General features: G+C 42.4%; 12 protein-coding genes. 6 read left to right on the top strand and 6 right to left on the bottom strand.

Annotation, left to right across the window (positions count from 1 at the left end; all coding sequences use genetic code 11):
- The 5 genes from AB5542_RS13150 to AB5542_RS13130 form a co-directional block, all read left to right on the top strand.
- On the top strand, positions 1 to 310 hold a 310-nt coding region (locus AB5542_RS13150), incomplete at its 5' end, for a hypothetical protein (protein WP_368243117.1).
- 338 nt (positions 311 to 648) lie between these two features.
- Positions 649 to 1,206, top strand: coding sequence for a sigma-70 family RNA polymerase sigma factor (locus AB5542_RS13145; protein WP_087420165.1), 558 nt, complete (start codon positions 649 to 651; stop codon positions 1,204 to 1,206).
- 151 nt (positions 1,207 to 1,357) lie between these two features.
- Positions 1,358 to 1,516, top strand: a complete 159-nt coding sequence (locus AB5542_RS13140; RefSeq protein WP_158571832.1) for a hypothetical protein — start codon at positions 1,358 to 1,360, stop codon at positions 1,514 to 1,516.
- Between the two features lie 157 nt (positions 1,517 to 1,673).
- Positions 1,674 to 2,948 carry a DNA cytosine methyltransferase gene (locus AB5542_RS13135; protein WP_279038507.1) on the top strand — a complete coding sequence of 425 codons (1,275 nt, stop codon included), beginning with the start codon at positions 1,674 to 1,676 and terminating at the stop codon, positions 2,946 to 2,948.
- Positions 2,932 to 3,978: a hypothetical protein gene (locus tag AB5542_RS13130; RefSeq protein WP_279038508.1), complete on the top strand. Its 1,047-nt coding sequence runs from the start codon at positions 2,932 to 2,934 to the stop codon at positions 3,976 to 3,978. The genes AB5542_RS13135 and AB5542_RS13130 overlap by 17 nt, the downstream gene beginning before the upstream one ends.
- Positions 3,979 to 3,987: 9 nt before the next feature.
- On the opposite strand, the gene AB5542_RS13125 is transcribed toward AB5542_RS13130, so the two are convergent.
- Together AB5542_RS13125 and AB5542_RS13120 are read right to left on the bottom strand one after the other, a co-directional pair.
- Positions 3,988 to 4,470: a GNAT family N-acetyltransferase gene (locus AB5542_RS13125; protein ID WP_270542196.1), complete on the bottom strand. Its 483-nt coding sequence runs from the start codon at positions 4,468 to 4,470 to the stop codon at positions 3,988 to 3,990.
- 9 nt (positions 4,471 to 4,479) lie between these two features.
- Positions 4,480 to 6,099 (bottom strand): hypothetical protein, encoded by a 1,620-nt coding sequence (locus AB5542_RS13120; protein WP_087420169.1) that lies wholly within the window; start codon positions 6,097 to 6,099, stop codon positions 4,480 to 4,482.
- A gap of 151 nt (positions 6,100 to 6,250) precedes the next feature.
- Here AB5542_RS13120 and AB5542_RS13115 point away from each other — a divergent pair, with 151 nt between their 5' ends.
- Positions 6,251 to 6,400: a hypothetical protein gene (locus AB5542_RS13115; RefSeq protein WP_158571833.1), complete on the top strand. Its 150-nt coding sequence runs from the start codon at positions 6,251 to 6,253 to the stop codon at positions 6,398 to 6,400.
- Positions 6,401 to 6,410: 10 nt separating this feature from the next.
- Here AB5542_RS13115 and AB5542_RS13110 read toward each other — a convergent pair whose 3' ends face one another.
- From AB5542_RS13110 to AB5542_RS13095, 4 genes are read right to left on the bottom strand one after another with little or no spacing between them, the layout of a single operon-like run.
- The gene (locus AB5542_RS13110) at positions 6,411 to 7,142 is read right to left on the bottom strand and encodes an ABC transporter ATP-binding protein (protein WP_279038509.1); all 732 of its coding nucleotides are present in this window, start codon (positions 7,140 to 7,142) and stop codon (positions 6,411 to 6,413) included.
- The gene (locus AB5542_RS13105) at positions 7,132 to 8,046 is read right to left on the bottom strand and encodes a glycine betaine ABC transporter substrate-binding protein (RefSeq protein WP_118302459.1); all 915 of its coding nucleotides are present in this window, start codon (positions 8,044 to 8,046) and stop codon (positions 7,132 to 7,134) included. Before AB5542_RS13105 ends, AB5542_RS13110 begins: the two co-directional genes overlap by 11 nt.
- On the bottom strand, positions 8,043 to 8,684 hold the full coding sequence (locus tag AB5542_RS13100; RefSeq protein ID WP_087420632.1) for an ABC transporter permease: 642 nt from the start codon (positions 8,682 to 8,684) through the stop codon (positions 8,043 to 8,045). Before AB5542_RS13100 ends, AB5542_RS13105 begins: the two co-directional genes overlap by 4 nt.
- Positions 8,685 to 8,702: 18 nt before the next feature.
- Positions 8,703 to 9,833, bottom strand: a complete 1,131-nt coding sequence (locus AB5542_RS13095) for a hypothetical protein (RefSeq protein WP_118302862.1) — start codon at positions 9,831 to 9,833, stop codon at positions 8,703 to 8,705.
- Positions 9,834 to 9,910: the final 77 nt, after the last annotated feature.

Raw genomic sequence — 9,910 nt, 5'->3', positions numbered from 1 at the left:
CTTTAGTTCCGGGGTGAATGACAGCGAGTTGTGGGGATATATATTCCGGGGAACGGGAGGAACAGATCCGGTGAAGTTGTTTGATTTTGGTGGACGGAAGATTACCCGGATCTCATCGACAGAATCAGGAAGTGGGGGAGGTGCGATGGGGATGGATTTAACCGTGGCGCTTGAAACCGGGGAAATATATATGTTCAACGTGAATAACTCTCATTTTGGCACGGGTATAACCCCGAAGTGGATGTCAACCAAGAGTTATGGCAAGATTATCGATATACGGTATGATGGTCCGGCTAAACATGCAATATAGGATTTAAGGAGTGTTGATAGAAGGCTGTTTAACAATCCGGCTACACGGCTGGATTGTTAAACAATTTTATTAAAGTCGTTTATTTTTTGTCTTTTAAGGTAGTACTTATCTCATTTTTAAGTATTTTTATTCTGAATACGTGGTACTAAGTGATAGGATTTATTAGATAAACAAATTGTAACAAACGCAGAGCTGACAAAGGAAAATGTAAACGAATTCTTCTGACGAGGGGTAGATAATCGCTTGATTATTGAATCTTCGCCCCTTGGTCGTTCTTGTGTCTTCAATTGATGTTTTATCTCTATGTAAATGATATTTGACGTCTAATAGAAATAGATATGGTAAACCTTGAATCTATTTTGTCGGGCATTAATGCGAAGAATGAAAGATGCTGGGAGCAACTCTACACGTCTTGCTATGCGGCGATGTGCGTGTACGTGGAGTCGATCGTGAAGGATATGGATTGCTCCAAGGACATCGTGCAGGACTTGCTGGTGAATCTCTGGCACTCGGATATTCGGTTCGCTTCCGGCCGGGAATTGATGGGGTACTTGTATAAATCTTTGTATAATAATTCTTTATTATATATCCGTAACAAGAAAAAGAGGGCGATGATTCTTGATAAAATAGACCAAGAGAAAGAAAACGAGGATTTCTCGAAGGATTTCATGCTGGACACCGTGCAGGAAGAGATCGTGCGCTTGCTACATCTTCATATTGGTGATTTACCGCGAGTGAGACGGCAGATCATGAAATTAAGTATTAGTGGTTTCTCCGGGAAGGAAATTGCCGATAAATTGGGCATTAGTGTGAACACGGTGAAGGTTCAAAAGAACAAAAGTATCAAATATTTGCGTGACCGGCTGATTCATTGTCGTCGGGAACTGGACTTGTGAGTGGTGTTTCGGAATATATTTTACATGGTGTTAAATTTATGATTTTATTAAGAAAATATTTGGTAAATACAAAATAATGTTATATATTTACAGTGAGCAATGATAGGAGCGAGAGTTTGATTTGAGTTAGTAACTTTTAAAATGAAAAGAGATGAAAACTAAATGGAATCAAATGGTAATCGTAGTTCTACTACTGGTCGTCATCACGAGTATTGTTGTTTACACGTGGATAAGTTTCGCAGAGTTAATCAATTTCTTTGATCATGCTGCGAGCGAGGCATTCACGGGAATGAAAGTGGTGGGATTGTAACGGAATTAACGTTGTGAACCCGGGGATGTAACACTTGGGGGAATTGGTTAAATGGTAGATTAACCAAGGAAGGAATAAATGGCGGATAAATTTTCCGAGCAGTGTCAATAACCCGATAAATATTGTTATTTTTGTAGGTGTAAAAACGTACAAGTAAATGGCATCTAAAACGATTCGGGTATTATCTTTATTTTCAGGTTGTGGTGGAATGGATTTAGGATTGGAAGGAGGATTCTCTATCCATAAGGGATGTATTAATGAAAAAAGTAATCCTGATTTTATTGAAAAGCAAGAGCGAGGTGATTTGGTAAAATTACATTCTACTCGTTTTCAACTTGTTTTCGCCAATGATATTTTGAAAGAGGCCCGGACGGCTTGGACCCATTATTTCGCCAAGTACGGTTACACGCCGGATGTTTACCGGGAGGAAAGTATCGTGGATCTCGTGAAACGGCACAGGGCAGGGGAATTGGTTTTCCCGGAAAAAGTAGACGTGGTTACAGGAGGTTTCCCATGTCAGGATTTCAGTGTGGCGGGGAAACGTAACGGTTTCAATTCTCATAAAGATCATAAGGGAAAAATTATTGATGGGGAGATTGCCTCGGAAGAAACCCGCGGTAAGTTATATATGTGGATGAAAGAGGTGATTGAAATCACGAAGCCCAAGCTGTTTATCGCAGAGAACGTGAAAGGATTGGTAAATCTTTCCAATGTGAAGGAGATTATTCAGCAGGATTTTTCCCGGGCAGATGGAGATGGGTATATCGTGCTGGAACCTCGTGTTCTGCACGCTGCGGATTACGGTGTCCCCCAATCCCGTGAGAGGGTAATTTTTATCGGTATACGTAAATCTGCGTTAACACCTGCAGCCCGTGAGGCTTTGATGCGTGATGTTATCCCCGATGAATACGTGCCTTATCCGTCGCCCAGTCATGCATATCATATTAAGAATAAGGGATTAATGCCCCCCCAGACGGTGGGAGGGATGTTTGCCGGGTTGAAGGAACCGGAAGATAGTGATGATCCTGCACAAAAGGTCTATTCCAAAGCCAAGTTTATGGGTACTCATTGTCAAGGTCAGACAGAGGTGGATGTTAACGGGATCGGGCCGACGATTCGGGCTGAACATCATGGTAACATTGAATATAGACGACTGTCAAAAGAACATGGCGGTATCATTGACAAGGAATTGAAAAAGGGATTGAAAGAGCGTCGTTTAACCCCGCGAGAATGTGCGTTGATACAGACTTTCCCTCTTGATTATGAATTTGTGATTCCTCATGAGGAAAACAAACAGAGATATATTCTAAGTCCTTCGGCAGCCTATAAGATTATAGGAAATGCCGTTCCGCCTTTATTGGCTTACCATATAGGAAAACGAATTGAGAATTTGTGGGATCTTTATTTCGAACCTGATGAAGTCGTTATTTAGTTTTCATATGCAAGATGATCGTGCTTTCGAAGAGCTATTAGCAAAAGTAATAGACTTCATGAATCGGGAAGCATTGACGTTTCCGGAAATGTATACTGGTTTATTAGGTAGTAAATTAGAAGACAAAGTCGTGGAGGTATTGCAACAATGTGCTGTCGGGACATGTTTTGAAGATCAGATCGTGAAATATTCCGGGCAACGTTTTCCTGATATTGTTATCGGTGGTTATTACGGGGTTGAGGTGAAAACAACGAAAGCTAATCATTGGAAGTCTACGGGAAGTAGTGTTGCCGAGGGGACTCGAGTGGAAGATGTGGAGCGAGTATACCTTTTGTTTGGAAAAATGTGTGAACCGGTTTGTTTTGTTTGCAAGCCTTATGAAGAGTGTTTATCGGAAGTCGTGGTAACCCACTCTCCTCGTTATTTGGTAGATATGAATTTATCAAAAGGAGAAACAATTTTTGACAAGTTGGGAATTCCTTATGATGAATTGCGTTGTCAACCGAATCCGATTCGAACCATTCTTGATTACTATCGTTCCCGGCTTAAAGAAGGGGAAGAATTATGGTGGTTGGATAATGATCATTCTAAGGTATCTAACCTTGTGATTCGTATGTGGAGTTCGCTATCTCCGCAAGAGAAACAGAAATACCAAATTAAAGGATTTATCTTTTTCCCAGAGTTATTAAGTAATCGTTCGGATAAATTCAATCGTATGGCTGTTTGGCTTGCAACTCAAGAAGGAGTTGTTTGTCCGAATCTAAGAGATATTTTCTCGGCAGGAGGGAAGGAGTGTATTACGAAAAACGGAGAGAGTTATCCTGGTGTGTCAAAAGTGATTGGGAAACTCTACCGGGAATTATCTGCAATAAAAGAATTTATTCAGCAGGTTGATGATGCTGAATTGCAGGAGTATTGGAAATGTCAATTCAATATCGGGGAAAAATGGGAAACGTGGTGTCAATTGGCAATCAATAATCTTGAAACAATCAACACAACCGGAATCCCTTTGAAGAAATTAATCTGTTAATTTCGTTTTCTACAATTTTAACCGGAAAATATCGGATACTTGTTTAAAGCCGTGATGCTCGAAAAATTGATGGGCAGAATGGTTGTTGACGCCCGATTCGAGGTAACAATCCTGTATTCCTTTGTCCCGGAAACTTTCCGTCGCTTTTTGCAGGAGTTCCTGTCCGATACGCCTTCCCCGGTACACGGGATCGACACTGAGGTCAAAGATAACTCCGTAAGGTCTGGCTCCGTCATTCGTGATGCCGAACAATACGAACCCGATAATTGTTCCGTTTTCCAGATATAGCAGGAGCGTGTTGTCCGGGTTTTCTACTTGTCGATCGAGATAATTTAGCCACATTTCCTTGTAATTAGGAGCAAGCTCGTTACTATCGAGAGCGATTCCCATTTGTAGTTCCCCGTGGGAAATGTAGGCTTTGTGTGATTCGATAATGCGAGAGAAAAACTCGCAGAGTTGCGTCCTGTAATCGATAGAATATGTCTGTATCATATACATAAATTAAATTTGATGTGATTTTCTTTTACTATGTTTTTTACGAAGGTAGTGAATAATTACCCGGATCATGATTTTCATACTGAAATATATACCAATAGAAGTGATAACGACCAGAACGACAGCTGTGAATATCCCAAATTCTTTGGAAATCATCGAAAACACGGGAGCCTCGCCGTTACCTTCCAATAATACTCCGAAAAGGGAGGCTATGGAAATGAAAAGAAGAATATTCTTCGTGCTGTTAGCCTCTTTCAGATCAGCTATATTGTTGGCATTTGTCAAGGATTTATCCACTCTTTCCGTGATGTCCTTTAATTGCTGCTCGTCTGCGTCAATTCGTAGTCTTCGGCTTGTCTCGTGGTACATGTGTTTGTGAGACATATAGCGCAGGTAGCGTACCGAATCGAGTTGCAGTATTACATCGGATAAGCTGATGCTTAGGCGGGCATTCTGCTCGATCATGTCCAGAATCTTGTCATTGATGATTGTGAATCCCTGTTGTCCGTCCTTTGATTCCGGGTGACTGTTATCCTTGATCGCTTGTCGGGAATTGAAGATATATTTATTCAGCACGTAGTTGATCGTGTGTTTTTTAGCCAACAGGATTTCGACTAACACAAGATATTCCGGCCAACTGACGTGATAACGGTCTCGTCGGGCCAAGTGTTTTTTCCAGTCGGTGGGAGCTTCTTTCCCACGGTTTCCGTACGTACCGATAACGAGACTCATGTTTTCATTTGCCAGCACAAGATCATCGGTGTCAATGGCGATGTTTTTCCCACAAATATCTTCAAAACTGGAATCCATGCGGTAGGGCCACTCTTCGGGGTAAAGACTCATGAGGCCCACGAGTTCCGCCTTGTGACATTGTTCGATATGTTCGATAACTTGGTCTTCCCGCATCTGGTCAAAACGGATTCGTCCCTCGTGACCGATACTTTCCCAAATATCCAGAAAGATATAATTATGCCATCCGTATTCGAACTCTTTGGATTCTTTACTTTTTCTTGAATCTTTTTGTCTTTGCCCGTCAAAGAAATAGCGGTAACGCTTTTGTACTTCATCGAAAGTAACACCTTTTGTTTTCACGGTTGTCGTGTGGACGTGTGATTCTTCGTCGATGTGCAGGTCACTAATTGAAACAACTTTCAAGGAACCGTCGATTTCTTGGCCTTTCTTCTTGTTGTTGTAAACCCAATGTTCCACATGTTGCACGATCCCCGCCACGGCAATCAGTTGATCCGTGTTGAATGGAACATCTGTTTGGCAAAATTTGGTCCCGTTAATTCTTCCTGTCGGGCTCACGATAATCCGGTAGGAGATTTCAACTGTCTTGTTGAAGAATACGGCAGCCCGTACATGTACGTGTCCCCATAGCCTAGCGGGAGCGTTCCCGTCAATGTCAATACATATATCGAACCCTTTCAAACGATAACGGTTGATGACTTTATCCGAATGGGTAAACAACTGGTCGTCAAAATGCCCGTCATCATCCTTTTTGATGAAGAAATTCGTTTCGGGGTTCAAGGGAATTTCAATTCCGGCAGAAGTAAAGGTCTGTATCAGAATGACGGAAAATTCATTGTAGATAAGACCGGATTCACACTGGTTGTAATTTCTCATAGTACGCACGTTTCGTGCAAATATAAGCAAATTTTATAAATAAAACGGAGAAAGTATTTTTTCATAAAAGCTGATTTATTAGGAGATATTAAAAATATTCATTAACTTTCCTAACTCGATAGAAATAAGTGTTTAATCAATAATAATAAGTATGATGTTAGGAGGAGTGGTTGGAATTTTGTATGTGGTGTTAAAACTAATACTGTTTGTCGGTTTGGTTATTTTACTTTGGAATGTTTATGTCGCGTTGCGGATATACATCAAAAAGAATAGTGATGTGAAATGGAAAGAAAAAGACTGACTTGTAAATGTCAGCCTTCTATTAATTCTTTCACGAAAGGTGTTGCCGGGGTATTCCTGATATGATCCGGGGTGTCCAGTTGCTCAACAAGCCCTTTGTTCATGACCATAACTCGGGTACCCAGTTTTATGGCCTCTTTTATATCGTGGGTGATAAACACGATAGTCATTCCTAACTGCTCGTGAATACGAATAATTTCACTCTGTAACATTTTGCGTGTAATCTCATCAACCGCCCCGAACGGTTCGTCCATGAGTAGGATATCCGGGTTTGCGGCAAGGGCTCGGGCGATACCAACTCGTTGGCGTTGACCACCGGACAGTTCTGCCGGGTAGCGGTCGAGCATATCCCTGTCAAGACCGACCACGTCAATCAATCGTTCCACCGCTTTGCGGGTACGTTCTTTATTCCTGTGATTCAGTAGGCTGGGGACGTAAGCAATGTTTTTACGAATGGTCATGTGAGGAAACAGTCCGATACCTTGAATGACATACCCGATGTTACGACGTAAAAGTGTTTGGTTCTCCTTCGAAATATCTTTCCCATCGACATAAATGATCCCGAAAGTGGGAGAGATCAGCCCGTTAATTAACTTTAGTACGGTTGTCTTCCCAGAACCGGAACTTCCGATAATGGTTAGGAACTCGCCCTTCCGGATCTCCAAGTTGAAGTCCTTTAATATTTCCCGGTTTCCGTATGATTTATTGACGTGTTCAAAACGAATAGCAACATTATTTTCCATAACTCAATTGTGGATTAAGTAAACCTTTTTTCTTTAAAAACTCCACGGCAACTTCCCGTTCCGTGCGATGTTCCACGTCGACTTTGTAATTCATGTCGGCCATTTCCTGATCAGTCAGTATACCGTTCATCTTTTCCAGTATCCTTTCCAGTTCCGGGTGTTCCTTCAATGTTTCCTCTCGTACTATTGTTGCGCAATAGTAGGAAGGAAAGAAGTGTTTGTCATCTTTTAGAATCGTAAGATTTGCGTGACTTAACTGTCCATCCGTCGTGAAAATGTTGATCACATCAATCTTGCCGGATCTCATGGCTTCGTACTTCAATCCAATGTCCATATCCAAGTTTTTCTTGAATTTGAGGTTATAGTAGGCGCAGAGATCTGCGTACCCGTCATTAATTTCGTAAAAGTCATATTCCGCCCCGAAAGTGAATAAATCGGGATAAAGGGCCAGATCGGAAAATGTTTTTAAGTTATATTTTTTTGCCATTTCATTACTTACAGCCAAGCTATAAGCATTGTTAAAGCCGTACGGGGCAACCCATTTCAGCCCGTATTCCCGGGAATATTCTTTTTGTAACTCGGAGAATAATTGGTCAGGTGGGAGTAGCGTGTCTTTTTTCAAGATCACCAACCAGCCTGTACCCGTGTATTCCGGGTAAAGGTCGAAATCTCCCTTGATCATGGCCGGATGAATGTTGCTCGTGCCACCACCCACGCCTTTCGTGATTTTCACGTGCAAATCGGAGTTTTCTTCAATGAGTAGGGCAAGCATCTCTCCGAGAATGAATTGTTCGCTCATCGGTTTGGTGGCAATATGGATCGTGTCTTTTTTCGACTCGCATCCCGACAGGAATACGAGGCCAATGAATAGTGCAAGTAGTCCGTTTTTCATGTATTTTTTCATAGTAATTTACGTTTTCTTTTAATATACTTTTCGTAGCGTCCCACGCCCCAATCTGCCAATAAGGCCAGCAGGGCTATTAATAAACTCCCGGCAATCGTCATGGCCGAATTGTTGGTTGTGATTCCCCGGTAGATGGCTACTCCTAATCCTCCGGCACCGATAAATGCGGCGATACCCGTGAGGGCAATGGTCATCACGACCATGTTACGTATTCCCGACAGGATAACAGGAAATGCCAGAGGAATCTGTATTTTATAGAGTATCTGGAAGGTTGTGCTGCCCATTCCCCGTGCCGCCTCGATAATCTCCTTGTCGATACCGATAATTCCCGTGTAGGTATTGTGGACCATAGGGAGCAGGGCGTAAATACTCAAAGCGATGATGGCTGTGGTGTTACCGATTCCGGAAAAAGGAATCAAGAAACCGAACAAGGCAATTGATGGGATGGTGTAAATGAAGTTCGTGAGGCCCAACACGGTGGATGAACCCTTGCGGTACATACTGATCATGATTCCTAGCCCCAATCCGACAATCGTGGCGATCACGATGGATGTCAGCGATATTTGCAGGTGTTCCCACGTGAGGTCCAAGAAAAAGTGCCAACGTTCCACGTATAGCGTGTAAATCTCTTTTATCATTTGCATTGCGTTTAAAAGTTAAAAATAATAACCCACGTTCACGTTAAAACGGGCATGCCAGGAATCACTTTCGCCACCGGCACCGAAACCGTTGAAATCAGGTCCCAGCCACCCGTGATTTTTACCTAGAGCGTAATCCACGTAAATACACACGGGACCACCGTCCAGCATACATCCCGTGACGTTCTGGAAACTATCTTTGTAATCGTTGTTCTGTTTGTCGAGCCAACCGAAGTCGTTGTACACTTGTATTTTCTTTAGAAATTTCCTGTTTACCGGGATCGTGTACCCGACTCCCAACATGTACACGTTTGCTTTGGCGGCTACCAGATAGGGAGCCCCGTAAGCCGTCATCGAGATCAGCTCATCGTCGTCTCCCTCGCCATTTTTAGGATTCATGGCATAAGTTGTCAATTGTGCTTTCAGACTGACTTTTTGCGTGGTTAGTTCATAATGTAGGGCGAAAGCGTAATGTGTACCGTTCTTGCGGGTGTCGAGGTTGTAAAGTTGTCCGAACTCTGCCGATCCGCCTAATCGTTGCCGGGTAGATTCCCCGAATTTATAAAAGGCTTGTCCGTTGAATTGATTGATCTCTTTGTTCCGTCCGGCCACGTCGTAACCGTATCGATCATCGGAAGTTTCGTTATCTGACCCGAAAAGTAGTTCATCTGCATTCTTGAAAAAAGCGAGAGTAAAATCCCACGTGTCACCTTGATATAAATACTTGATTCCCATATCAGAATCGTCTTCCAGTCCGATGTAATAAGCGATTTGCAGGAAGAAGTTGTGCGAGGCGATAGGTTGAATACCGAAAGGCACTCCCGTTAGCCCCAGTTGCATTTGGCTTTTGTCGTTGAACTGGTAGCCGATCCACCCGTATTTCAGCATTGGACCACCGAAATCTTTACTGTAAAAGCGGTAGTCCGCACTTAGAATGATATTTCGGTAGGAACCTGACAATTTGAAGTATAACACGTCAAAACCAAAATCTCCACCCCGGTCACGATGTCCGGGTTTCCAATCGCAGAAATTGTAATTAAAACGGAGCGCTCCCCCGAGTTTGAACTTCGGTAACACCCGTTCTTGTGCCTGACTTATCACCACCAGTAGCGTTAGGCATATTCCTAGAAACAGTCTTTTATATTTCATATCCATTTTTATCTTTCAAGGTATAACGGGAATGTTAAAAAATAGTTTCCTTAAATTTATCTTTTGTTAGTAAAATC

The sequence above is a fragment of the Butyricimonas sp. RTP31003st1_G1_RTP31003_210430 genome, from assembly GCF_040920905.1.
GTDB classification, from domain to species: Bacteria; Bacteroidota; Bacteroidia; order Bacteroidales; family Marinifilaceae; genus Butyricimonas; species Butyricimonas paravirosa.
This window is presented reverse-complemented; position numbering and strand designations above follow the sequence as displayed.

Coding starts and splice junctions, on each gene's coding strand:
- AB5542_RS13145 (WP_087420165.1), top strand. CDS start 649: ATGGTAAACCTTGAATCTATTTTGTCGGGCATTAATGCGAAGAATGAA.
- AB5542_RS13140 (WP_158571832.1), top strand. CDS start 1,358: ATGAAAACTAAATGGAATCAAATGGTAATCGTAGTTCTACTACTGGTC.
- AB5542_RS13135 (WP_279038507.1), top strand. CDS start 1,674: ATGGCATCTAAAACGATTCGGGTATTATCTTTATTTTCAGGTTGTGGT.
- AB5542_RS13130 (WP_279038508.1), top strand. CDS start 2,932: ATGAAGTCGTTATTTAGTTTTCATATGCAAGATGATCGTGCTTTCGAA.
- AB5542_RS13125 (WP_270542196.1), bottom strand. CDS start 4,470: ATGATACAGACATATTCTATCGATTACAGGACGCAACTCTGCGAGTTT.
- AB5542_RS13120 (WP_087420169.1), bottom strand. CDS start 6,099: ATGAGAAATTACAACCAGTGTGAATCCGGTCTTATCTACAATGAATTT.
- AB5542_RS13115 (WP_158571833.1), top strand. CDS start 6,251: ATGATGTTAGGAGGAGTGGTTGGAATTTTGTATGTGGTGTTAAAACTA.
- AB5542_RS13110 (WP_279038509.1), bottom strand. CDS start 7,142: ATGGAAAATAATGTTGCTATTCGTTTTGAACACGTCAATAAATCATAC.
- AB5542_RS13105 (WP_118302459.1), bottom strand. CDS start 8,046: ATGAAAAAATACATGAAAAACGGACTACTTGCACTATTCATTGGCCTC.
- AB5542_RS13100 (WP_087420632.1), bottom strand. CDS start 8,684: ATGATAAAAGAGATTTACACGCTATACGTGGAACGTTGGCACTTTTTC.
- AB5542_RS13095 (WP_118302862.1), bottom strand. CDS start 9,833: ATGAAATATAAAAGACTGTTTCTAGGAATATGCCTAACGCTACTGGTG.